Genomic DNA, 22,304 nt, shown 5'->3' with positions numbered 1-22,304 from the left:
GCGATCCTTGATCGGCAGACGAGCAACTTCCGATCGCGATCAACGTCAAGGGCCAGTCCAACCTCAACGACGCTACCAGCCGGATCCTGCGCGAGACTACAATCTAGAGCAGCCCGAGATCGCGCAGCTCGCGGCGCATCGGTTCCGGCATCGAGGCCACGCTGGCGACGCTGGATTTGGTGAGGTCTGACGGCGCGGAGTCCGCCGTCAGGTAGCGCCAGCCCTGGAACGGGCGCATCGGCCGCGGCGAGACCGCGATCACCTTGGGCTGCATCACGATGCGGCAGCGTCCGATGCCGTCCTTGTCGCGGAACGGCTCGATCGCGATGATCTTCTCGCGCGCGGCGATCTCGCCGCGGATCACCCAGTAGAGCGAGCCGCCGGCGAGAATCTCCTCCTCGCGCTTCGGCGTCATCCGCGTGATGTGGACGTGACGGAGCGGCAGGCCTTTTTTCTTCGCGGTCGCCATCCGTTCGGCGACCCAGCCCTTGAGTTCCTTGACCGAGTCGCAACCGACGGCAAGCTTGATGAGATGAAGCGGCATGGGCCGGATGTAACGGCCGGCGCGCCCTTTGAAAAGGGAGCGCACCACGCAGCGGTGGATATCGGTGACGTCGGAAACGCGCGGTGGCGTTGACGCCGGCGCGCCTATTCCTCGCTGGCGGCAGCCGGTGCGCTCGCCGCGGGAACCGCGGCGGCGGGTGCAGCCGGCGGCGGCGGCGCGATCTGGACCGGGCGCTTCGGCGCCGGCGGCCGCTTGGCCGCCGCAACGGCCGGCGGCGGGCCCGGCGCGCGCGCGGCCGGAGCCGGCGCGGCGGCTGCCGACGGCCTCGCCGGTTCGGGCGTCATGATGCTGACCGGCGGCGTCGACGACGCGCTCGGAAACTCGGCATTGGTCGGCTTGCCCGTCGGCATCGACGGCGGCAGCGCTGCGACGAGACCGGCGGCCGACGGCTGCGTTGCCGGCGCATTCCATGACGCCGTGTAGCGGGTGATCAGGTTCTCGTAGGTGCGCTCGTTCATGTTGGCGATCACCTGGTGGTTGTCGCCGAGCGAGCGGAAGGCGGGGCACGCGGTCGGCGTGCAACGGTCGCGCGCCATCAGCACGTAGGCCATCAGACCGTAACGATCATGCTCGATGGCGCGGCGCAGCGCCTGCAGCTCGGTGGTCGAATTGCGTTCGGCGGTCGCGAGGTCGCCGAACGCGGTCAGGCGCGAGATCTGGGACGCGGCATAGCTGACCGCGGCCGCGGCGGTGTCGGCCGAGCCGAACAGCACCTTCTCGCAGGCATTGAGGACGGCATCCCCGGCGAGATCGTCGACGCAGGCGAGCGCCGCCACCGTCTGCCCGGTCGCCTGCGCTGTGCGCAGCTCGGCGGACGCGCCCTGCCCGCCCGGCGTGAAGCCGCGAATGGTCGCTGCGACCGCCACCGCGATCGACAGCAGCGTGATGACGGTCAGCGCGCCGTTGGCGACGGATTTCTCCGCACGCAACAGCGTGACCAGCACGACAATTCCGAAGAAAGCTGCCGCGGCGAGTGTCAGCCAGGTCGGGAAGGTCGGCGAGCGCCAGATTTGATCCAGTGAGGAAGCCCAATTCGACCAATTCATGCGCAATGTCCCTTAGCGTAAGCACAAACGGCGGCGGCGAACACCGTCATCCGGCATTCAACCTTCAGCAGAATGGGTCCGCGAACGGGGCCTTTTGACGGCGGCCGGGGCGGAACCGCCCCACCCGCCGGCTTGCGCTCCGGGTCCATCAGGACAGCACGAGCTGGCTCTCCTTGGCCACGCGTTCGAAAGCTTCGGTCGAGCTCTTGATCCGGTACAGGCAATCGTCGCCGTCGATCGGCAGCAGCCGGATCACCTGGTAGGTGCCGCTCGCGGCAGGACGCGCCACATTGCTGGCGGTGAAATAGACCGTCTCTCCAACGGAGTACTTATGCTTCAACGCCCTCTCCATTTTTTCGAGATTACCGGCGTGAGCGTGCTGTCCCTCAGCTTGCACCGGCATTTCAGAACCCTGTGACAACCTAGCACAGCCGAGCGCCCGAAATCCAGCAGGATCGGGACATGGCGAAGTTGCAGTTTTTGCAGGTTTTTCAGAGCGATACGGAGCAAATTGCGTGCCAGACTGAAATTGGCCGCGCCCGCCCTGCAACCCTCGGGTTCCATCGGCTCAGGCGGTGTGCGGCAGCCTACCGTCGGGGCTCGCATGGTCGACCGCGGCCGGGAGCTGCTGGGCCAGCACCTGGGAGAGCTGGTCGATCGGAATGCCGAACTTGGCGGCCAGCTGCTTGACCGTATCGCTGCCGAGCACCTGCTGGAGCTGCTCGGCCGTGATCGGCAGGTTCTGGCCGGTGCCGATCCACGATTTGACCTGCTCGCCGAGGCCGGCCCGCTCGAGCCTGGCGACGATTGCCGACAGCCCGCCCTGGCCACCATTGCCCAACACTTCGCCGAGCACCGCCGGGAGCACCGCAGTGCCGAGCTGACCAAGGATGCCCTTCAGCTCCGGCGAGTTTTCAAAGGAATCAAGAATGCCCATCGCGAGCCCTTTCGCAGCGCATTGCACCAGATCGCCGCCGGATTGAGACGCCATTGCCGGCCGCCGTCAAGGCGCGATCCGGACAGCCGCGGTCACAATCAGCGCCGTGGCGTCAGGCGTCCTCAAAGCGGCCGATCCGCAGCGTCTCGGCCAGGCCGTCACGGGTCCATTCCTGGAACGCCGGCAGCGCCATCATGGCGTCGACATAGGGCTGCGCTTCCGGCTTCACCGGAATGGCATAGGTGCGGAAGCGATGCACTACCGGCGCGTACATGGCGTCTGCCGCGGAGAAGTCGCCGAACAGGAACGCCCCCTGCCGGCCGTAGCGCGCATGGCAATCGGCCCAGATGTCCTGGATGCGCGCGATATTGGCTTTGGCGTCGTCGGACAGCGCCACGGCGCGGATCGGCCGGTGCAGGTTCATGCCGCATTCGCTGCGCAGCGGCCCGAAGCCGGAATGCATCTCCGCCGAGATCGCGCGGGCATGGGCACGTGCGGCGCGGTCGGCGGGCCACAGCTTCTTGTCCGGAAACTTCTCGGCGAGATATTCGATGATCGCCAGCGAGTCCCAGACCGTGACATCGCCATCCACCAGCGTCGGCACCTTGCCGGCCTTGCTCAAGCTGAGGATGCGCTCCTTGTCCGCCTTGTCATCCGTGTAGAGCGGAATGAAGACTTCCTCGAACGGGATGTTGTTGGCCCGCAGCGCGAGCCACGGCCGCATCGACCAGGACGAATAGTTCTTGTTGCCGATCACGAGCTGCAGCATGCCGGAGAATCCTGTTGGGAGCCGTACCTTGCCATAGTGCATTGCACGCGTTCAACCTGTACATCACGCGGGACTGACGCGGGTGTTTGGCCACGGCGCATTCGAAGGAAGGCAACATGACGGGCTATTGGGTCGATGCCGCAGCGGTCGGCTTCTTCGCGCTGGAATGGCTGGTCTACGCCCTCACGCTGGAACGCACCGCCTATGGCCGCGACAGCCTGTCGGCCCGCATGCATCTCTATCGCGAGATCTGGGTCCGCAACCTGCTCAACCGCGACGCGCGGATGGTCGACATGCAGATCATGGCCTCACTGCAGAACGGCACCGCGTTCTTCGCCTCCACCAGTCTGATCGCGATTGGCGGCGGGCTGACCTTGCTGCGCGCTACCAGCGATGCGATCGCCGTGCTCGGCGCGCTGCCGTTCAATCTCAGTCCTTCGCCCGCACTGTGGGAGGTGAAATGCGTCGGGCTGATTCTGATCTTCATCTACACCTTCTTCAAGTTCGCCTGGGCGTACCGTCTGTTCAACTATGTCGCGATCCTGTTCGGCGCGATGCCGCCGGCGAACGAGCGCGACACACCGGCCGCGGAGGCGCATGTGATCCGCACCACGCGGGTGTTCGAGAATGCCGGCCAGCACTTCAACCGCGGCCAGCGCGCGTTCTTCTTCGCACTCGCCTATCTCGGCTGGTTCATCAGCCCATGGGTGCTGTTTGTCACCACCGCCGCGGTGGTGATCGTGATCTGGCGCCGCCAGTTCGCCTCGAATGCCTGGCAGGCGATGGGGAGCTGAATCTCGTCTCGCTCGTCCCGTTCTTACGAGAGCCATCCTCTCGCGCAGTTCCGTAGCCCGGATGGAGCGCAGCGCAATCGGGGGACAATCTCTCGGCGGCGGCACCCCGGATTGCGCTGTGCTCCATCCGGGCTACGCACTCCGTGCCACAAACTACATGAACAGAACAATCACCGCGATGGCGAGGGGCGACAGACAGACGATGCTGGCTCGATAAAGCAGCTCTCCGACGACCGGGCCCCGCACGCGGCCTACGCCAGCACGAAGGCGCTCACCGCAGCGACGAGCAGCGCCGCACTGAAGATCGCCACGCCAAGACAGATGCGCGCCGGGAGAGAGTATGAATCGAGGTCGGGCCGGTGAATCATGACGTCCTCCCTGTCGCATTGGGCAGGAGCGCGATTGGTCTCTCTGTCACCGATGATCGCCATGTGCCGCTCGATGGAAAGTGCACTCCCGTTTCACCGAAAGCGAGGACAATCTTTTGTTTGGGCGCAGGAACGTACCCGGAAACGCTCATTTGGCTAAGTTGCCTAAGTCCCGGGCGTAAGGTTCCCAAATATCGAAGAACAACCCCATGCAAAGGAGCCCGGCGGCTGTTGGCACTGCAACAAGACGGTTTGACATGTCGGGCAACTCAGCTGCACTATTCCATTATTCCGAAATCGCGCCGAGACCCTCGCCCAAAGCCCGGGCATGGCGAGCTATGGGGCGTGGCCGACTGCCCAAGGCGACGGCCCTGCCCTACGACGCGAAATCGCGCGGGGTGAAATCGAGGTCGAGCACTTTCCATTCGCCGTAGCGATCCCGCGGCAGCATCGCATAGGGCTGACAGGCCTGCAGCGCGCTGGTGGCGCTTTGCAGCAGCAGCGGGCCCTTCGCCGACGCGGAGGCCTCGATCAGCTGCGGGGCCGCTGCGAGCCTGCCGTCCGGCGTCATGAACACGCGCAGCTTGACCCTGACTTCGTCGCTGGTGCTCAGCTGCGCCGGACGCTTCATGCAGCTGCGCAAATGGCGGCGGAATTCGGCGGCCACGCCGGAGCCGACATCGGCCTTCTCGGTGGCCGGCGCGTCGAAACTGTCCTTGCCGCCCTCATTGCTCGACGGCGCGGCGGCCGACGTCGGCGCCGCGATATCGGGCGGCAAGCCGAGCAGGACGTTGTACTTGACCGTGAGGTCAGGCTCCGGCGGCCTGTAGGCCGATGGCGCGGGCGGCGGTTGCTGCACCGTCGGCTGCGGTGCCGGCGGCGTCTGCGGCGTTTGAACTGCTGGCGGCGGCTCGGCGGCCGCGCGCTGCGGCGGCGGACTTGGTTTCGGCGGCGGTGGGGTCGCCTGCTTCTGTTCAGGCTGCGGCGGGGGCGCAGGTGCTGGCGCAGCCACCTCCGGCTTGGCCGTCTCGGCCGGCTTGTCGAGCGAAGGCAGTTGCAGCTCGGGACTAGGCGATGGGCTCGGCGCGGGCGCAGGATCCTGCTGGACCTCGGCGACCTCCTGCGGCGTCACGACCTCGACCGGCACCGTGTCAGCGGCGACAGGATCGAACTGATGCACCTCGGAGAACAGCAAAATCAGCGCGAGCAGCAGCAGGTGCACGAGCACCGACGCCATCAGATCCGCGTTTGGCCGGAATTTCATCCCACTCGATCACGTCGTGATGTCTCCCCGTCTCCCACAATAGCGGTCGGGGCCAGTCCGCCTCAATCCCGTTTCGGCGCGAGATGCGGATCGGCCCGGCGGCCTTAGCACGATCCACAAATCCGTGTCGCGGCCTTCCGAACGGGACAAAAGCGCCGCATCATCGCGGCTTGGCGCCGGCGATGGCGGAGATCTCCTGCATGTCCTCGCCAGAAAGCTCGAAATCGAAAATGTCGATGTTCTCCTGCAACCGCTCCAGCTTCGCGGTGCGCGGGATGGCGGACACATTCTGCTGCACCAGCCAGCGCAAGCAGACCTGGGCGGCCGTCTTGCGGTAGCGGTCGCCGATCCGCGCCAGCACGCGGTCGCCCTTGACCCGCCCCTTGGCGATCGGGCTGTAGGCGACGAAGGCGAGGCCGTGGCGCGCGCAGGCCTCAATCACGTCGGCCTGGTCGAGATAGGGATGGTACTCGATCTGGTCGCAGGCGAGCGGCTCAGGACAGGCCGCCACCGCCTCCTCGATCAGCGCCACGCCAAAGTTCGAGACGCCGATGGAGCGCGCCAGGCCCGCCCGCTTGACCTTGGCCAGTGCGCCGAGCGTCTCCGCCAGCGGCACTTGCGGGTTGGGCCAGTGCAGCAACAGCAGGTCGATCTCGGTCATGCGCAGCCGCACCAGGCTCTCCTTGGCCGAGCGCTCGAGATCACCAGGCCGGAAATGCGTGGTCCAGACCTTGGTGGTGACGAAGATGTCGTCGCGCCTGACGCCGGAGGCGCGCATCCCCTCGCCGACCTCACGCTCATTGTCGTAGATCTGCGCCGTGTCGATGTGGCGATAGCCGAGCCGCAGCGCCTGCTCGACGATCCGCGCGCAGGTGCGCCCGCGCAATTCCCATGTGCCGAGCCCGATCGCCGGGATCTCGGTGCCGTTGCCTGCGACGACGTTCATGCATCCATTATGCGCGCATGGCGGCCCGCTGCCAACTCACGCATGCGCGGGGCTCGGCGGCGCTAATCGCCGGCAGGTTCCACCTTGTAGCCGTCGGTCAGCGTCTTCAGGAAGGCGATGATGTCGGCCTCGTCCTGTGCCGTCATCGCCGGCGTGTCGCCGAGGTGGCGCTCGAACGGCGGATCGGCCACGTCGATATTGGCGTGATACTTCTCCGGCAGGTCGTCGTACTTCTTCAGCTTGCCGTCGGCGTCGCGCGGAAAGACTTTCTCCGGATTGGTGTCGCGGAAATTGTAGAAGTCGAGCACCTGTTCGAGGCTGCGGAAGACGCCGTTGTGGAAGAACGCCCTGCGGGTCGCCGTGTTGCGCAGCGTCGGCGTCAGGAACATGCCGCAATATTGCGTCTGCTCGGAAACGTCGCTGCGATGCGGGCCGCAGACGCCGAGATCGAAATAGGCGGGATCGCGGTTGCGCTCCAGTGCGGGGTTGCGCGGCGCGCCGAGCGCTTCGTACTGATGATCGGTGAACAGCGGCGGCAGGCCATCATGGCTCGGCGCCGAGGTATGACAGCCGCCGCAATTGGCCTTCTCGGGATCGTTGAACAATTGCAGCCCGCGCAGCTCGGCCTCGCTGAGCCGCGCCTTGCCCTCGAGCCAATAGTCGAACTTGCTGGTGTAGGGATGGAAGCTCGGCTCCTCGACCTGATAGCGCGCGACGGCGAACATCGCCTCCGAGACAAGCAGGCTCGGGTTGCCGAAGATCTGCGCGCCGAACAGTTCGGCGAAGCGCTGGGCATAGGGGACGTGGCGCAGCTTCTCGGCCACCAGCTCGACGCTGCCGCCATCCATCTCGTTGGGATCGAGCAGCGGGAAGATCGCCTGGTCCTGCAGCGTATCGGCGCGGCCGTCCCAGAACAGGCCGCCCTGCGGCACGATGTTGGCGGCCGACGCGGCAGTCGCGGTCGCCGTCTTCTTGGCGCGCGCGGCCTGCTGGCCGATCGCGGCCATCTGGGCGAGCGGCACGACATTGTCATCATCGTCCTTCTCGGGCCCGATGCTGAAGCTCGGCTCGCGCTCGAGATAGGTCAGTCCGGGAACGGCGCGCGTACCCTGCCGGGACAACGAGGGACCGCCGAGCATCACCGGCCCGTCATTGGGCGGGCCATAGGCGTGGTCTGGGCTGTGGCAGGACGCGCAGGACAGCGCGCCCGACGACGACAACGAGGCGTCGTAGAAGATCTTCTGGCCGAGCTGGGCCATTGCAGACAGCGGCGCGACCGGCGGCCGCCTGAGCTGCACCGGGTTCGGGTTCGTGCCCGGCAGCAGCCCTTGCGTCTCGACTGCCGCGACGGCGCCGGCCATGCAAAGCAGGCCGGCGCCGAGGAGCCACGAAATGCGGCCGTTCATGTCAGAAGCCGATACCGCTTAGTGGTGATGGTGATCATCCGGCGGGCTGACGATGACCGTGCCGGCGGTCGGATCGAGGAACAGCGTGTCCTGCTTGTACTCGTGGTCCTGGCCATGGCCGCGATCGAAGTCGAACAGGTCGGTGATCGATTCGACGTCGGCGTCGAACGAGCCGCCGCCGATGCGCTTGCCGTTCAGCCAGTTGTCCTCGATGAAGCGCACCACGGACGCTTGCGAGATCCGCGTATGGCTGACGTAGTTGCGTTTGGCGAAGGGCGAGACCACGATGAAGGGAATGCGGGTGCCCGGTCCGCAGCGGCCGTTCACCGGCTCGCCGTTGAGACCCTTCGGCTGTTTCTGCTTGTCGACGCCGCGACCGCACTGGCCGGGACCGTTGACCTGGTCGGCGGTCGGATCATAGGAGGCACTGGTCGGCACCGCATAGGCGTGGTCGTACCAGCCGTCGGAGTCGTCATAGGTGATGATCACGGCCGTCTCGCGCCACTCCGGCTGCTTTTGCAGGAAGTTGATCAGCTCGACATTGCCCACCTGCTCGTCGAGCGGATCGGAATTGCCGGGGTGACCGTCCTGATAGGCCGGCATCTTGATGTAGGAGACCGCCGGGAAGTTGCCGGCCTTCACCGCGGCGTAGAAGTCCTCGAGATCGTAGCTATGATTGGCCGGATCGACCGTCTTGCCGTCGGCGGCGTAGGTGTGGCCGACCGCCTGCACCGAGCTCGGCCGCGCGTGGGTCGGGTTCGCGGTCGACTTGTAGTACTGGAACCAGGCGTGGTGCGGGATATAGTCCGTGATGGTCCCGTTGACGTTGCTGGAGAACGTGCTGCGCGCACAGCCCGTCGTGTTGTTGGCGTTCTTCAGCGTGAGGTCGAAGCCGCCCATGAAGCTGCCCCAGCTGACGCGCTCGGCGTTCAGCAGGTCGCCGATGTTCTTGCCGGTCATCAGCACCGTGCTCGTCGTGCTCGAGCACTGGTCGTAGGCGGGGTCGGTGTCGCCGATCAGCGTCAAGCCGCCCTGCCCGTCCGAGATCGAGGACGAGCTGCCGACGATGTTCTGCGCGCCATTGGTCTGGCCCGCGATCACCGCGAGCGCGCCCTGCGTCGACGGCCCGTAGGTGTCGGTATAGGCGTTGTCGCTCATGGCGAAGTTCTGCGCGTAATTCCAGAACGCCGTGACGGTGTTGCCGTCGAAATAGCCCATCACCTGCCCGTTGGTGCCGAAGGCGCCGACGCCGCCGGCGGTGCCGCGGCCGGTGTATTTTGGAAACAGGTCGGCCTTGCCGTTGTCATAGGCCTGCTGCTCCGGCGTGTAGGCATGGTTCTGCGATTTGGTGTTGGCCTGGGTGCGATCGAGCCGGAACGGATTGGCCGCGCCGGTGCCATTGGCCGGGTTGGTGTTTGGATTGTTGGTCAAGAGGTCGGCGTTGGCGAGGTTGTTCACCTTCGGCGTATGCGGCTTCGCAACGAACGGAATCGACCCGGACGGATTGGCCGCATTCGGATACGTCGCGAAATAATGATCGAACGAGCGGTTCTCATTGAAGATCACGACGAGATGCTTGATCGGCGTCGCCGTGTGGATGTCGTGCGGATGATGACCGTTGCCGCGATTGCCGTGATCATCCTGGTTGCCCTGGCTATCCTGCGCGGCATAGACCCAGGTGCCGCACGCAACCGCGGCAGCGACCAGGCAGATTCCGACTGTCGAAAGAAGTTTGTCTTTCACGTAGAGCCCCTTGTTTTTTACAGATTTATGACGTCGACCTGCGACACATTAGCCACCTCGAATGACAGCGCCGTGTCAGTTGTGTGCAATCGGCAAGGGATTGCGCGATGGCGTTCAGACGCGTCGAGGTGCAAGCTCTTGCGAGCCTCGAAGATGCCCGGCTTGACCGAGCGATCCAGTATTCCCAGAGACAGTCGTCATTGAGCCGATAGGCCGCGGCGTACTGGATCGTCCGGTCCATGTGCGCAATTGCGCACAGGCCGGGCGATGACAGCGGTGGATGAGGACAAAGCTTCGCGCCCCCTCAGGGTGACGAGACCGAGAGCAGTTAGTCCTTCATTCCGGTGATGGAGGTGCTGACGGTCCTCGGGTCGCGCATCGGCCAGCGGCCGCTCTCGACCTGCGCGAGGAAGTCGCCGACGATGCGGTTGTACTCGTCGGGCTCCTCGATGTTGATGGCGTGGCCGCAGTTCGGCATCACCGCGAGCGCCGCCGACGGGATGTTCTGCTTCATCAGGATGCCAGGCAGCAGGCACGGCCAGTCCTCGTCGCCGGTGATGATCAGCGTCGGCACCGTGATGCGCTGCATCTCATCGGTGAGCGTGTAGAGCGAGGGCCGCTCCTTCTGCACGCCTTGCTGGGTATTGGCCGATCCCACCGCCGAATGCTCGGCCAGCATCGCCTTGAACTCGGCGTGGCCGCGCGGATCCTTGTTCTGGTACTGCACGCGGGTCGGCCCGTGGGCGTAGCGCTCGGCAAACGCCGCCATGCCCTCCTTGCGGATCGTGGCCGCGATCACGTCGGCCTCGGCGCGGAACGTCTCGCGCTTGTCGAGCTCGGCACCGTAGCCGCAGCCGCCGATGCACAGCGACAGCGCGCGCGCATGGTGACGGATCCCGAAATGCAGCGTGGCAAAGCCGCCCATCGACAGGCCAACGATGTGCGCCTTCTCCGCGCCGATGTGATCGAGCACAGCCAGGATGTCGTCGGCCGCCCGCGCCTGCGAGTAGGACGCGACTTGCTCCGGCACATCCGACGGCGGAAAGCCGCGCGCGTTATAGGCGATGGTGCGGTAGCGCTTGCCGAAGTGCCGCATCTGCGGCTCGTAGCTGCGCAGGTCGCCGGCGAATTCATGGACAAGGATCACAGGATGACCCGATCCGGTCTCCTCGAAATACAGCCGGACGCCATCGTCTGTCGTCGCAAAGGGCATGTTGATCTCCTGCCTTCTTGGTTCGGATGTTACGGGATGGTTGCTGCTCCCGGCGGCTTGCTGCGCGGCAGATAGGTGCCGTGCCCCTTGGCACCGACGAGCTTGCCGTCATCGACGACGACCTTGCCCCGCACCATGGTCAGGACCGGCCAGCCGGTGACCTTAAGGCCCTCATAGGGCGTGTAGTCCGAACCGTCGTGGATCAGCTCGTGGCGGATCGTCACCTTGCGCTTCGGGTCCCACAGCGCGATGTCGGCGTCCGAGCCGACCGCGATGGTGCCCTTGCGCGGATAGAGTCCATAGATCTTGGCATGGTTGGTGGCGCTGAAGGCGACGAAACTGTTGAGATCGATGCGGCCCTTCACCACGCCTTCGGAGAACAGGATCGGCAACCGCGTCGCGACGCCGGGGATGCCGTTCGGCACCCAGCGGAAACTTGTGCGGCCCTTCGGCGCCAGCTTGCCCTGAGGGTCGTCGTAACGGAACGGGCAATGATCCGACGAGAACACCGAAAACACCTTCTGCTGCAAACCTTCCCAGCAGGCCGTCTGGCTGGCAAAATCACGCGGCGGCGGCGAGCAGACGTATTTCGCGCCCTCCATGTTGAGCTGGTCGAGATCCTTCTCAGTCAGAACAAGGTATTGCGGGCAGGTCTCGCCCATCACGCGCAGCCCGCGCTGCTGGGCACGGCGGATCTCCTCCATCGCCTCGCGGTTCGAGACGTGCACGATCATGATGGGCACATCGACGAGCTCGGACAGCGAGATCGCGCGATGGGTCGCCTCGCGCTCGACCGGGATCGGCCGCGATGTTGCGTGGAAGCGCGGCGCGGTGTTGCCGGCGCGCTCCAGCCGGTCGGTGAGGAAGCGGATGGCGTCGAAGTTTTCCGCATGCACCATCAGCATCGCGCCGGTCTCGCGCGCCACCGACATGGTCTCCAGCAGCTCGCGGTCGGAGAGCGCGAGGCCCTCATAGGTCATGAACACCTTCAGCGAGGTGTAGCCATCCTCGACCAGCGCCGGCAGCTCCTGGCCCAGCACGTGCTCGGTCGGATCGGTGACGATGAGATGGAAGGCAACGTCGACATGGCACTCGCCTTCCGCCAACGCATGATAGCTCTTGAGCGCCTCGCGCAGCGTCTGGCCCTTCTCCTGCAGGCAGAACGGCAGCACCGTGGTGGTGCCGCCGAATGCCGCCGAGCGCGTGCCGGTGGCAAAGCCGTCGGCCATCACGATCCCCTCGCCCGACGGCTGGGCGAAGTGGACATGGCTGTCGATGCCGCCCGGCAGCACCAGCCGCCCGGTCGCATCGATAATCCGCGCTGCCGAACCGAGATTCTGTCCGAGCACCGCGATCCTGCCGTCGCTGATGCCGACGTCGCAGGCAAAAGTGTCGGAAGCGGTGACCACCGTGCCGCCGCAAATGATGGTGTCGAGGGCCATCAGCGGCCTCCTTGTTTCGGTGAGCGGTGTTCGATGACGGCGGCCAGCGGCTCGGCCAGCCCGCGCGTCGGCTTGGCGTCCGGCCGGCGGAACGTGCCCGCTATCGCCTTGCGCGGCTTGAGCACCGCGAGCGTCTCCGCCTGGCGCACCGCGGCGCCGACCGGATCGATCACCGGCACCGGGATGCGATCACCGACCCTGGCGGCGAGCCCGGCAAGCGGCGCACCCGAGAGAATGACGACATCGGCGTTGTCCTCCTCGACCGCGCGGTTGGCGAGCGCAACCAGCAGCTCTTCCTTCTCGGCCTGCACCTCCGAGATCGACTGAAACGCACCGCCGAGCGCGCGGATGCCGGCGCAGCGCGCGCCCATGCCGTGCATCGCGACGCATTCTTCGTACCACGGCGCCAGCGCGCCGGCGAAGGTCACGATGGAAAAGCGCCGCCCGACCATGCAGGCGGTGAGCATCGCGGCCTCGGCAAGGCCGACGACGGGAAATGAAAACAGCTCGCGCGCGCCGAACAGGCCGGGGTCGCCGAACGCGGCGATCACGGCGGCATCACAATCGTCGCCGGCCTCGGCGAGCATTTCCAGGGCGATGGCGCCGCCGACCTGCGCTTCCGCGCGCGTCGCGATATAGGGCACGCCGCGCGACGCCGTCAGCGGCACCAGTTCGGTGCCGGCCGAGACAACCTTGCTGCCGGCGGCGTGCAGCAGGTCGGTCACCGCCGCCGTCGTATTCGGATTGAGCAGCAGGATCTTCATCGTCAGGCCTTCCCTGTCTTGCGGCCGCGCGGCCTTGTGGGCACCTCGGGCACAGCGGCGGTGTCCGCCGTCTCATCGAGCGTTTCGACCACGATCTCGCCGGTGCGGCGCACGTGATGCGCCAGCACCTGCCCGGCCCGCGCGGCATCGCGCGCCTTCAGCGCGGCCAGGATCTCCTGGTGCTCGCGCACTGATTCATCCCAGCGCCCGAGCACCGACAGCGCGAAGAAGCGCGCGCGCTCCGCCCGCGCCAGCAGCGCCTCGTGCGTTGCCTTCAGCACCGCGTTGCGGGCGAAGCCGACGATGGCCGAGTGGATCAGCTGGTTAGTCTGGAAATATTCGCGCAGCTCGCCGCGGCCATGATGCCATTCGATCTTGTCCTGCAAGGCTTCGAGCCGTTCGAAGTCGCCCGCCTCCATGCGGACGGCGGCGAGCTCGGCGGCGCAGCGCTCGATGCCGCTGACGGCCTCGAACAGTTCGGTCAGCTCGGCGCGGCGGAACGGCGCGACGACGGCGCTATGGTTGAGTCGCAGCTCGACCAGGCCCTCGCTCGCGAGCTGCTTCAGCGCCTCGCGCAGCGGGGTGCGCGAAATGCCGAGCGCGCCGGACAGGTCCGCCTCGCCCAGTTGCTGGCCGGGCTCCAGCTCGCCGCGCACGATCATGGTGCGCAGCCGCGCCGCCGCCTGCTCGTGCAGGCCGGTCCGCGGCACGCGCAGGCGCCGCCGCTGCTGCGCCGTCACCGGGCGCGGGCGCTTGGGATCCTTATTGCGCCTGATCGTTTTGATGTCAGTCACGGTTCGCCTTCATCTCAGTGTTCGCCCCGACGGCGACATTGGCGCGCAGATCGGGATTCGTGAACAGGCTGCCCCACCCCCGAATGCGCGACGGATCGCAGCCGGTGGCGAGCAGACACGCCCACAACGTCACGGCAATCGAATCCAGCACCGGGACGCGGTACTCCCGCTCCAGCCGCTCCGCGGCGCCGGCGCCACGCATGTTGGTGCAGAGCACCACGGCGGCATCGCAGCCTTCGCGGATGACCCCCTCGATCAGAGCGGCGACCTCAGCTTCCGGCACCTCGGCAAAGGAGAAATTGTCCTGTAGCGCCAGATGCCGTTCGGCGAAGCAATGGAGCCCTTCCGAATTCCAGTTGGCGATGATCTTCTGCTGGACGTCGTCGCGATACGGCGTCACCAGTCCAATACGCCGAGCCCCGATCCGCCGCAGCAGGTCGCGATAGGCCAGCACCGTGGTGCGGGCCTTGATCCCGGTCGATGCCGTGATCTGCTCGCAGAGTCTTTCGTCGCGGTCGAAGCCGAGCCAGCTCGCGGAGGTGCCGTTCCAGGCGATGACGTCGACCTTGGCATGACCAAGCAACTCTGCGGCGCGCAGGATCTCGCTGGCGTCGAACTGGCGCAGCGCCGCGTCCGACAGCGCGATCTCGGTCACCTTGAAGCGCGAGAAATGCACCGACATGTCGCCGACGCCGGCCAGCATCGCACAGGTGATCGGCTCGAGCGCGGTGTTCGAGGACGGCGTCAGCATGCCGAGGCGGACGGGACGTGTCATCTTGGAGCCTCATCAAATCGGCCGAGCCTCCGTCGAGGCTCGGCCGTTATAGTTCTACACCGGCAGCTTGCGGCTGTAGTCGATCAGGGTCGAGCAGATCAACAGCGCGATGCCGGCGGCGGCGAAATACATCAGCGCCAGGAAGTACGATCCGGTGGCCTGCACGATGAAGCCGACGATCAAGGGCGTCGTGATGCCGGCGATGTTGCCGCCGAGATTCATGCAGCCGCCGAGGAAGCCGGACTTGCCGCGGCCCGCCAGCGCCGAGGGAATCGCCCAGTACATCCCGCACCAGCGCAGGAAGAACAGCGTGGTCGACAGCAGCACCACGACCGCGACCGGATTGGTGACGTAGGCGACCAGGAAGATCGACACCGTCGCCATGATGGCCGCGATGCCGAACAGCGTGCGGAACACCATGTTCGGCGAGCCGCCCTTCTCGCGCCAGCGATCGCCGATCCAGCCGCCGACCAGTTCGCCAACGAAGCCGGCGAAGAAGATGATGAAGGACGCGCCGCCGAGCGCCTTGATGTCGAAGCCGTGCACCTTGAACAGATAGTTCGGCATCCAGGTCAGGAGCCCGTAGAAGGTGGTGTTGAAGAACATCCAGCCGAGGCACATGCACCACACCGAGCGGAAGCGGAAATAGGCCATCCAGCCCGCGCCCGAAGCCGCAGGCGTCGCCGCGTCCTCGATCGCATGCGCTTCCTCGAGATAGCGCGCTTCCGCCTCGTTGACGCCAGGGTGCTCGCGCGGCGCGTTGCGGATGTACTGCCAGGCCCAGATGCCGCACAGCATGGTGCCGACGCCGGCGATGACAAAGGCCGTGCGCCAGGAATCGAAGGCGGCGATCAGCCAGGCGATCACGATCGCACCGAGCGCGGCGCCGAGCGGCGCGCCGCCGTCCAGCAAGGTGGCGCCGCGGCCGCGCTCGGTCTGCGTCATCCAGATCGCGTTGAGCTTGCCGCCGGCGGGATAGATCGGCGCCTCCGATGCGCCGAGGCCGAGCCGGGTCAAGAGCAGCAGGAACCAGCTCGTCGAGAGCGCGGCGAGCGCCTGGAATGCACCCCAGAAGAACGTCGCCGCCGCGATCACGATCCGCGGCTTGTAGCGATCGGCGAGCATGCCGCCCGGCACTTGCATGAAGGCGTAGGTCCAGAAGAACGAGCTGAGGATCAGGCCCTGCATCGCCGGATCGATATCGAACTCCTTGGCGATCAGCGGCATCGCGACCGACAGCGAGGCGCGGTCGATATAGTTGATCGAGATCAGGAACAGCATCAGCAGAAAGATCTTCCAGCGCACGCCGCTCGGTTTTGCCGCGTCCGTCATCGCGATGGTGGACACCTGTTCGCTCATGGTTCGCTCCTCTCCGGCAGCTGTTCTCGCCTGCCCCGTGACCTTCGCCAGCGAAGGTCGGCCGCCGGTCCTGCCCGCGCGAAGTCTGCGCGAATGACAGCGACGCGACAAGCACATTTTGTATTCTGCATACAATTTCCATTATAATATTGATATTGTTAGATTTATCATTACAGTCGATGGATTATTGATCAGCCGGTGGCGAGGGTTTGGGCACAAGCCGGCCGGCGTAGCCATGAGAAGCGCCCGTGCGGCGGCGCGCGCCGTTCGCCATGCGCATCGTCATCGCCGCTCGCGCCCCGGGACGCGACGCACGTTGCGCGGCCCCGCGATCCAGATCAGTACTGATGACACCAGGCAGCCGGCGATGATCAGCAGGAACGCGAGCCGATAGCTTCCGGTCACGTCATGAATGACACCGGCGATCCACGGACCCGCGGCGCCGCCGCCGATCAGCGCGATGGTGATGGTGCCGAATATCGCGCCGTAATGCGCTCCCTCGAAGATTTCGGCGACGATCGGTCCCATCACCGAGGTCAGCGTGTAACCGAAGAAGCCCTGCGCGAACACCATGGCGTAGAGCAGTGCGTTCGACGGCCAAACCTCCAGCGCCAACGGCGCCGCGTATGAGACTGCAAAGCCGAGGCAGCCCGCGGTCCAGATCCATTCGCGGCCGATGCGGTCGGACAATCCGCCGAGCAGGATCTGGCCGGGAATGGCGATCACGCTGACGGCGCCGAGCGCCCACGCCGCAACCAGCGCGCAGGGACGACAGCGAATCTGTGGCGACGGCATCGTAGAGAACGCTCCATCCGGCTACGAACCGCCAGCCCCTCCCGATTCGTCTCATGCGATCACGACAATTTCTCATGTCTGCCGCGATTGCATTTTTTGCGGCGCATCATATGATGCGTATAATTCAATAAAATACCCGGCACTGAAGGGAGTCCTGCCATGGCAACCAGCACCGATCCCGTCGTCATCCTGTCCGCCGCGCGCACCCCGCTCGGCCGCTTCATGGGGGAACTCACGCCGTTCGCCGCGCACAAGCTCGGCGCCCATGTGATCGGCGCGGCGCTCGAGCGGGCCAGGCTTGCGCCGGAGCGGGTCGATGAGGTGTTCATGGGCAACGTGCTGCCGGCCGGCCAGGGCCAGGCCCCTGCCCGCCAGGCCGCGCGCGGCGCCAAACTGCCCGATGCCACCGGCGCCACCACCGTCAACAAGGTCTGCGGCTCCGGCATGAAGGCCACCATGCTCGGCCACGACATCATCAGGGCCGGCTCGGCGGAGATCGTGGTGTCAGGCGGCATGGAGAGCATGAGCAACGCGCCGTATCTGTTGCAGAAGGCACGCGGTGGCTACCGCGCCGGCCACGACCGCATCATCGATCACATGATGATGGACGGGCTGGAGGACGCCTATGAGACCGGCCGCTCGATGGGCGATTTCGGCGAGGCGACCGCGGAGGCCTATCAGTTCACCCGCGCCGACCAGGACACCTATGCGATGGAGACGCTGAGCCGCGCCCGCAAGGCGGTCGAGGGCGGTGCCTTCAAGGCTGAGATCGCACCGATCACGCTGCAGGAAAAAGCCGGGCCGCGCATCATCGGCAATGATGAGCATCCGCTGAAAGTCGATCCGGCCAAGATCCCCGGCCTGAAGCCGGCGTTCCGCGCCAACGGCACCATCACGCCGGCTGCCTCCTCGGCCAATGCCGACGGCGCGGCGGCGCTGGTGCTGGCGCGACGCTCGCTCGCCGATCGCGACGGGCTGCCGGTGTTCGCCGAGATCAAGGGCCACGCCACCCACAGCCAGGAGCCGCAATGGTTCACCACGGCGCCGATCCCGGCGATCCGGAAGCTGCTCGACAAGGTCGGCTGGAGCGTCGGCGATGTCGACCTGTTCGAGATCAACGAAGCTTTTGCCGTCGTCGCGATGGCGGCGCAGCGCGACCTCGGCATTCCCCGCGACAAGCTCAACATCAACGGCGGCGCATGCGCGCTCGGCCACCCGATCGGCGCCACCGGCGCGCGGCTGATCGTGACCCTGCTGCACGCGCTGGAGGCGCAGAATTTGAAGCGCGGCGTCGCCGCCCTGTGCATCGGCGGCGGCGAAGCCACCGCGATCGCGGTGGAGCGGGTGACGAATTAGCCTTGCGGCTACGGGACGACCATGGTGACAGAGTGTGAATGCATTCAGCGTCGTCCTGGCGAAAGCCAGGACCTATTACCACAGTCGCTCGCCGTTGCGCGACGCCGGGGCAACTATCCTGTATTCAACCAAATTCGGTGGTTATGGGTCCTGGCTTTCGCCAGGACGACGGGTGTTGGCGAGACCGCGCAACCGAGTCCACCCGCAGATAAGGCTCAGGGGTCACTGAGTCCGAAAATGAGGGAACTATGTCATTTTAGACATAGCTTCCCCGTGGCATATTAGGCATCACGAACCAATCCCTCTGCATCATTCATCCGGGGCCCAATGATCTCGAACTGGCTTGCTTCCTCCCTCGCCCGCCGCAACATCCATTATGGCTGGGTGATGGTCGGCGTCACCTTCTTCGCCGCGCTGATCTCGGCCGGCACCGTCGGCGCGCCCGGCGTCTTCATCGTGCCGTTGCAAAAGGAGTTCGGCTGGTCCACCGCCGAGATCTCCTCGGCGCTGTCGATCCGCTTCATCCTGTTCGGGCTGATGGCGCCGTTCGCTGCCGCGCTGCTCAACCGCTACGGCCTGCGCAACGTGACGCTCGCCGCGCAGCTGGTCGTGGTCACGGGCTTGCTCGCCTCGCTGGCGATGACGCAGGTCTGGCAATTGATCCTGCTGTGGGGCGTGGTGATCGGGATCGGCACCGGCATGACCGCGCTGGTGCTCGGCGCGACCATCGCCGCGCGCTGGTTCGTGGCGCGCCGCGGCCTGGTGGTCGGCATCCTGACCGCGAGCGTCGCCACCGGCCAGCTTGCCTTCCTGCCGCTGCTCGCCACCCTCACCGAACGCTACGGCTGGCGCATCGCGCTGGGACTGGTCTGCGTCTTGCTTTGCGTCGCCGCCTTTGCCGTGCTGATGGTGATGTGCGACCGGCCCAGCGATGTCGGCCTCCGCCCGTTCGGCGACGAGGGCACTGCGCCGCTGCCTGCCCCGCCGCCGGCCAATGCGCCGATCATGGCGGCGGCGCTCGGCACGCTGCGCGACTCCTCGAAGTCCTCGGTGTTCTGGATCCTGTTCGCGACCTTCTTCGTCTGCGGCGCCTCGACCAACGGCCTGGTCCAGGTCCATTTGATTCCGATGTGTCTCGACTTCGGCATCCCCCAGGTGCAGGCCGCGAGCCTGCTCGCCGCGATGGGCATCTTCGACTTCTTCGGCACCATCATCTCAGGCTGGCTGTCGGACCGTTATGACAATCGCTGGCTGCTGTTCTGGTATTACGGCCTGCGCGGGCTGTCGCTGCTGTTCCTTCCGTTCTCCGACTTCTCGTTCTACGGCTTGTCGCTGTTCGCGATGTTCTACGGGCTCGACTGGATCGCCACCGTGCCGCCGACGGTGCGCCTGACCGCGCAGCGCTTCGGCGCCGAGCGCGCCAATCTGGTGTTCGGCTGGATCTTCGCCGGCCACCAGCTCGGCGCCGGCGCGGCCGCATTCGGCGCCGGCCTGTCGCGCACGGTCTATCAGAGCTACCTTCCGGCATTGCCGCCGCCGGGATGGGCGATGTACTGAAACATCGGCTGCATCGTGAAATTGGCATTCACGACGTGCTGGTAGGTGATCTCGAGGACCGCTTCATAGTCGCGGATCGGGTACGCCGTGCCGGTGAAGATCTGTGTTTCGCGGTCGAGCGCGCGGGCAGCGCTGGAAATCTTGCCGAATATCCCGGCGATGCCGAACCGGTCGTCCGGGAAACTTTCGCTGAAGCCGGCGAACAGGAAGCCGCCGTCGACATAGGCGCTGATCAGATTGCGGTCGGAGGGGCTGATCGACGCGCGCATGAAAAAAGCGACGCCCTTGTCCACGTCCGGCCTGGCGCGCGCCAGCAGCTGTTCGTAGACCATGAAGATGCCGTTGTCCCGCCGCAGCCACCGCGTCTCGCCGGAGCTGTTCGGATCGGCGAGCGAGAGCCCATCGGCGCCGAAGCGCTGATCGGCGAACGACATCATGTGATACCAGGCACCGCCGGTGATCGTCGCCGGCAGCCTGCTCTCGCCGATATCGAACTTGTACTTGAGCTGGCCGATCCACCAGGGCGGATCATTGACGCGAAACAAAATCCCGTGCGGGTTGGCGAGTTGCGGGTCCTCGGTTGCCTGCGGCGGCGCGGACGAACCGTTGAACAGCCCCAGATAGGCCGTCAGACGGTCGGTCAGGCCTGCCTTGATGCGGATGCCGGGCACGGCGAGCGCCGGCGAGGGTCCACCGGCCGGGAGATTGACGCCGGTGATGCCGGGCCAGCCCAGCGCCGAATTGATGAAGATGTCATCGTATTGGCTGTCGATGAACTCGACGTCGGAGCCCTGCTGACCGAAGCGTATCGACAGCCTGCCCTCCAGCAGCTTCTGCTCGATCCAGAGCTCGTAAAGCCGCGTTGCCGGCAGCGACTCGACCCCGGACACCAGAAACAGATTGCCGACATAGCCGCGCGACAGCCCATCGCCGTGGATCTGAAACATGTTGGCGTGGAAGGTCGCGCCGGTCCAGCCCATCACCTTCTCGAGGTCGATCGTGGTGCCGAGGTCGAGACGGCCGGTATAGGCCTTCCCGGTGCTGACGCCGCCCGCGGCGTTGCCAAACCCCTCCCCGATATAGGTCATGCTGAACTGGTAGCCGGCCTCCTCCAGCGCGGCGCGCGCGTCCGCGATCCGGTCGGCGACCGGCTTGTCCTCGGCGCGCGTGGGCGTCATGGACGCGCAGAGCACGAGCGCCGCGGACACCAGGGCTGCGCGGAAGAGAACTCTGCACATGGCGGCTACCGCGCTGCAATCGCCCTATCTGACGATCCCGAGCCGCCGCATGACCAGATAGGCGAGCAGCGACGAGCCAATCAGCAATCCGGCCGCGACCAGGAAGCCGCTGTCCGTGTCGGTCAGCGGCAGTCCCTTGGTGTTCATGCCGAAGATGCCGGTGACCAGCGTCGGCGGCAGTAGCATCATGGTGACCACCGAGAGCGCGTGCAGATGCCGGTTGCTTTCCTCTTCCAGCTTGAAGCGCAGCTCCTCCTCCAGCAGGCGGCTGCGCTCGTGCAGCTCGACGATGTCGTGGTCGAGGCCGTCGAGCCGCTGCGCCAGCTTGCCGGCCTGCAAGCGCAGCGCCGGCGAGAGATTGTCGGTGTTCTTCTGCTCGAGCCGGTGGAACAGCACGCGCAGGCCGGCGAGCTGGCGATGCAGCCGCACGCAGGTGCGCCGCATCTTGCTGAGACCGCTGCGCAGCTCGGATCCGGTGTCGTTGGTGAGCACCCGCTCCTCGATCGCATCGAGATCGGTGCCGATCTTGTCCGCCATGCGGTCCATGGTATCGGCGATCTCGTCGACGATCTTCTCCAGCAGCGAAGCGACGCTGTCGACGCGGTGGCCGCTCTCGAGCACGCGGCGCGTCGCATCGACCGCGCAGAGCGCCTGATGGCGGCCGCTGATCAGCAGGCGCTCGGTCATGGCGAAGCGGAGATAGCCGGTCTCCCGCGTCGCCTCGTTGATGTCGCGCACCAGATCTGAGAACACGCCGTAGACGCAATGGTCGACGATGTGGATCTGCTGGAAATTGTCATTGGAGAGCAGCAGGTCGCGTGCCAGCTGCGGGATGTGAAGATTGGCAAGCCACGCCCGGGTGCGGACGTCGGTCAAATTGAAGTGCAGCCAGAGCCGTCCATCGTGGCTGGGCTCGATCGGCGCATCGATCGGCAGCGCCTCGGCGCGGCCGTCGTGATGCAGGCGAAACGCCCAGACCAAGCCGGGGACAGCCCCTGGCGTCAGCAGCGACGTAACGACATTGGCGGGAGGCCGATCAGCCAGCATGACCGGTCTCCAAAGAATGGGCCAAGGAAGTCGTGAACAAGATCACACAGGCAGTCGCGCGAAATGACATGCTCAATACCCCGCCCACGCGCAAAACCAGTCAGGCGCGTCCCTCTGTCGCAGCAT

22 protein-coding genes are annotated in these 22,304 nt (G+C 66.0%); 3 read left to right on the top strand and 19 right to left on the bottom strand.

Going from position 1 to position 22,304, the window contains the following annotated elements; genetic code table 11:
* Window positions 1–103 precede the first annotated feature (103 nt).
* The 5 genes from J6500_RS12425 to J6500_RS12405 all read right to left on the bottom strand — a co-directional run bounded on the left by J6500_RS12425 (window position 104) and on the right by J6500_RS12405 (window position 3,317).
* Entirely contained in the window at window positions 104–544 is a 441-nt protein-coding gene (locus J6500_RS12425; protein ID WP_225712991.1) for a DUF1489 family protein, read from the bottom strand.
* A gap of 104 nt (window positions 545–648) precedes the next feature.
* Window positions 649–1,611 carry a hypothetical protein gene (locus J6500_RS12420; protein WP_225712990.1) on the bottom strand — a complete coding sequence of 321 codons (963 nt, stop codon included), beginning with the start codon at window positions 1,609–1,611 and terminating at the stop codon, window positions 649–651.
* A 148-nt stretch (window positions 1,612–1,759) separates the two neighbouring features.
* Window positions 1,760–1,963 (bottom strand): hypothetical protein, encoded by a 204-nt coding sequence (locus tag J6500_RS12415; RefSeq protein WP_225713099.1) that lies wholly within the window; start codon window positions 1,961–1,963, stop codon window positions 1,760–1,762.
* A 216-nt stretch (window positions 1,964–2,179) separates the two neighbouring features.
* A complete protein-coding gene (locus J6500_RS12410; protein WP_225713098.1) occupies window positions 2,180–2,548 on the bottom strand; it encodes a YidB family protein in 369 nt (122 codons plus the stop codon).
* Window positions 2,549–2,660: 112 nt separating this feature from the next.
* Complete coding sequence (locus tag J6500_RS12405; protein WP_225712989.1) at window positions 2,661–3,317, bottom strand: glutathione S-transferase family protein; 657 nt, start codon at window positions 3,315–3,317, stop codon at window positions 2,661–2,663.
* 116 nt (window positions 3,318–3,433) lie between these two features.
* Here J6500_RS12405 and J6500_RS12400 point away from each other — a divergent pair, with 116 nt between their 5' ends.
* Window positions 3,434–4,111, top strand: coding sequence for a DUF599 domain-containing protein (locus J6500_RS12400; RefSeq protein WP_225712988.1), 678 nt, complete (start codon window positions 3,434–3,436; stop codon window positions 4,109–4,111).
* A 251-nt stretch (window positions 4,112–4,362) separates the two neighbouring features.
* Here J6500_RS12400 and J6500_RS12395 read toward each other — a convergent pair whose 3' ends face one another.
* The 12 genes from J6500_RS12395 to J6500_RS12340 form a co-directional block, all read right to left on the bottom strand.
* Window positions 4,363–4,542 carry a hypothetical protein gene (locus J6500_RS12395; RefSeq protein WP_225712987.1) on the bottom strand — a complete coding sequence of 60 codons (180 nt, stop codon included), beginning with the start codon at window positions 4,540–4,542 and terminating at the stop codon, window positions 4,363–4,365.
* A 313-nt stretch (window positions 4,543–4,855) separates the two neighbouring features.
* Window positions 4,856–5,743 carry a cell envelope integrity protein TolA gene (gene tolA / locus J6500_RS12390; RefSeq protein ID WP_512699708.1) on the bottom strand — a complete coding sequence of 296 codons (888 nt, stop codon included), beginning with the start codon at window positions 5,741–5,743 and terminating at the stop codon, window positions 4,856–4,858.
* Window positions 5,744–5,903: 160 nt separating this feature from the next.
* Window positions 5,904–6,689 (bottom strand): aldo/keto reductase, encoded by a 786-nt coding sequence (locus J6500_RS12385; RefSeq protein ID WP_225712985.1) that lies wholly within the window; start codon window positions 6,687–6,689, stop codon window positions 5,904–5,906.
* Between the two features lie 62 nt (window positions 6,690–6,751).
* Window positions 6,752–8,095, bottom strand: a complete 1,344-nt coding sequence (locus tag J6500_RS12380) for a cytochrome-c peroxidase (RefSeq protein ID WP_225712984.1) — start codon at window positions 8,093–8,095, stop codon at window positions 6,752–6,754.
* Window positions 8,096–8,113: 18 nt separating this feature from the next.
* Complete coding sequence (locus tag J6500_RS12375) at window positions 8,114–9,838, bottom strand: phospholipase C (RefSeq protein WP_225712983.1); 1,725 nt, start codon at window positions 9,836–9,838, stop codon at window positions 8,114–8,116.
* 328 nt (window positions 9,839–10,166) lie between these two features.
* On the bottom strand, window positions 10,167–11,051 hold the full coding sequence (locus J6500_RS12370) for an alpha/beta fold hydrolase (RefSeq protein WP_225712982.1): 885 nt from the start codon (window positions 11,049–11,051) through the stop codon (window positions 10,167–10,169).
* Between the two features lie 29 nt (window positions 11,052–11,080).
* Window positions 11,081–12,493 carry a dihydropyrimidinase gene (hydA, locus tag J6500_RS12365; protein ID WP_225712981.1) on the bottom strand — a complete coding sequence of 471 codons (1,413 nt, stop codon included), beginning with the start codon at window positions 12,491–12,493 and terminating at the stop codon, window positions 11,081–11,083.
* Window positions 12,493–13,257 (bottom strand): aspartate/glutamate racemase family protein, encoded by a 765-nt coding sequence (locus J6500_RS12360; protein WP_225712980.1) that lies wholly within the window; start codon window positions 13,255–13,257, stop codon window positions 12,493–12,495. Before J6500_RS12360 ends, hydA begins: the two co-directional genes overlap by 1 nt.
* Before the next feature lie 2 nt (window positions 13,258–13,259).
* On the bottom strand, window positions 13,260–14,051 hold the full coding sequence (locus J6500_RS12355; protein ID WP_225712979.1) for a GntR family transcriptional regulator: 792 nt from the start codon (window positions 14,049–14,051) through the stop codon (window positions 13,260–13,262).
* Complete coding sequence (locus J6500_RS12350) at window positions 14,044–14,826, bottom strand: maleate cis-trans isomerase family protein (protein WP_225712978.1); 783 nt, start codon at window positions 14,824–14,826, stop codon at window positions 14,044–14,046. Before J6500_RS12350 ends, J6500_RS12355 begins: the two co-directional genes overlap by 8 nt.
* A 54-nt stretch (window positions 14,827–14,880) precedes the next feature.
* The gene (locus J6500_RS12345; RefSeq protein WP_225712977.1) at window positions 14,881–16,185 is read right to left on the bottom strand and encodes an MFS transporter; all 1,305 of its coding nucleotides are present in this window, start codon (window positions 16,183–16,185) and stop codon (window positions 14,881–14,883) included.
* Window positions 16,186–16,467: 282 nt separating this feature from the next.
* The gene (locus J6500_RS12340) at window positions 16,468–16,980 is read right to left on the bottom strand and encodes an MFS transporter (RefSeq protein WP_225712976.1); all 513 of its coding nucleotides are present in this window, start codon (window positions 16,978–16,980) and stop codon (window positions 16,468–16,470) included.
* 159 nt (window positions 16,981–17,139) lie between these two features.
* Between J6500_RS12340 and J6500_RS12335 the strand changes: the two genes are divergently transcribed.
* Both J6500_RS12335 and J6500_RS12330 read left to right on the top strand, forming a co-directional pair.
* Window positions 17,140–18,336: an acetyl-CoA C-acyltransferase gene (locus J6500_RS12335; RefSeq protein ID WP_225712975.1), complete on the top strand. Its 1,197-nt coding sequence runs from the start codon at window positions 17,140–17,142 to the stop codon at window positions 18,334–18,336.
* Window positions 18,337–18,663: 327 nt separating this feature from the next.
* Window positions 18,664–19,893, top strand: a complete 1,230-nt coding sequence (locus tag J6500_RS12330; protein ID WP_225712974.1) for an MFS transporter — start codon at window positions 18,664–18,666, stop codon at window positions 19,891–19,893.
* Here J6500_RS12330 and J6500_RS12325 read toward each other — a convergent pair.
* Entirely contained in the window at window positions 19,851–21,071 is a 1,221-nt protein-coding gene (locus J6500_RS12325; RefSeq protein ID WP_225712973.1) for a carbohydrate porin, read from the bottom strand. The genes J6500_RS12330 and J6500_RS12325 overlap by 43 nt on opposite strands.
* A gap of 84 nt (window positions 21,072–21,155) precedes the next feature.
* A complete protein-coding gene (locus J6500_RS12320) occupies window positions 21,156–22,178 on the bottom strand; it encodes a transporter (protein WP_225712972.1) in 1,023 nt (340 codons plus the stop codon).
* Window positions 22,179–22,304 lie beyond the last annotated feature (126 nt).

This window comes from Bradyrhizobium semiaridum, assembly GCF_020329505.1.
GTDB lineage: Bacteria > Pseudomonadota > Alphaproteobacteria > Rhizobiales > Xanthobacteraceae > Bradyrhizobium > Bradyrhizobium semiaridum.
Note: the sequence above shows the minus strand (reverse complement) of the source record. Positions and strands in the feature narration are given on the sequence as shown.

What these genes read in the sequence shown, in the direction of transcription:
- tolA (WP_512699708.1), bottom strand. Translation starts at nt 5,743, where the DNA reads ATGAAATTCCGGCCAAACGCGGATCTGATGGCGTCGGTGCTCGTGCAC.
- J6500_RS12395 (WP_225712987.1), bottom strand. Translation starts at nt 4,542, where the DNA reads ATGGCGATCATCGGTGACAGAGAGACCAATCGCGCTCCTGCCCAATGC.
- hydA (WP_225712981.1), bottom strand. Translation starts at nt 12,493, where the DNA reads ATGGCCCTCGACACCATCATTTGCGGCGGCACGGTGGTCACCGCTTCC.
- J6500_RS12405 (WP_225712989.1), bottom strand. Translation starts at nt 3,317, where the DNA reads ATGCTGCAGCTCGTGATCGGCAACAAGAACTATTCGTCCTGGTCGATG.
- J6500_RS12350 (WP_225712978.1), bottom strand. Translation starts at nt 14,826, where the DNA reads ATGACACGTCCCGTCCGCCTCGGCATGCTGACGCCGTCCTCGAACACC.
- J6500_RS12425 (WP_225712991.1), bottom strand. Translation starts at nt 544, where the DNA reads ATGCCGCTTCATCTCATCAAGCTTGCCGTCGGTTGCGACTCGGTCAAG.
- J6500_RS12320 (WP_225712972.1), bottom strand. Translation starts at nt 22,178, where the DNA reads ATGCTGGCTGATCGGCCTCCCGCCAATGTCGTTACGTCGCTGCTGACG.
- J6500_RS12415 (WP_225713099.1), bottom strand. Translation starts at nt 1,963, where the DNA reads ATGGAGAGGGCGTTGAAGCATAAGTACTCCGTTGGAGAGACGGTCTAT.
- J6500_RS12420 (WP_225712990.1), bottom strand. Translation starts at nt 1,611, where the DNA reads ATGAATTGGTCGAATTGGGCTTCCTCACTGGATCAAATCTGGCGCTCG.
- J6500_RS12360 (WP_225712980.1), bottom strand. Translation starts at nt 13,257, where the DNA reads ATGAAGATCCTGCTGCTCAATCCGAATACGACGGCGGCGGTGACCGAC.
- J6500_RS12370 (WP_225712982.1), bottom strand. Translation starts at nt 11,051, where the DNA reads ATGCCCTTTGCGACGACAGACGATGGCGTCCGGCTGTATTTCGAGGAG.
- J6500_RS12330 (WP_225712974.1), top strand. Translation starts at nt 18,664, where the DNA reads ATGATCTCGAACTGGCTTGCTTCCTCCCTCGCCCGCCGCAACATCCAT.
- J6500_RS12325 (WP_225712973.1), bottom strand. Translation starts at nt 21,071, where the DNA reads ATGACGCCCACGCGCGCCGAGGACAAGCCGGTCGCCGACCGGATCGCG.
- J6500_RS12380 (WP_225712984.1), bottom strand. Translation starts at nt 8,095, where the DNA reads ATGAACGGCCGCATTTCGTGGCTCCTCGGCGCCGGCCTGCTTTGCATG.
- J6500_RS12335 (WP_225712975.1), top strand. Translation starts at nt 17,140, where the DNA reads ATGGCAACCAGCACCGATCCCGTCGTCATCCTGTCCGCCGCGCGCACC.
- J6500_RS12345 (WP_225712977.1), bottom strand. Translation starts at nt 16,185, where the DNA reads ATGAGCGAACAGGTGTCCACCATCGCGATGACGGACGCGGCAAAACCG.
- J6500_RS12385 (WP_225712985.1), bottom strand. Translation starts at nt 6,689, where the DNA reads ATGAACGTCGTCGCAGGCAACGGCACCGAGATCCCGGCGATCGGGCTC.
- J6500_RS12400 (WP_225712988.1), top strand. Translation starts at nt 3,434, where the DNA reads ATGACGGGCTATTGGGTCGATGCCGCAGCGGTCGGCTTCTTCGCGCTG.
- J6500_RS12340 (WP_225712976.1), bottom strand. Translation starts at nt 16,980, where the DNA reads ATGCCGTCGCCACAGATTCGCTGTCGTCCCTGCGCGCTGGTTGCGGCG.
- J6500_RS12410 (WP_225713098.1), bottom strand. Translation starts at nt 2,548, where the DNA reads ATGGGCATTCTTGATTCCTTTGAAAACTCGCCGGAGCTGAAGGGCATC.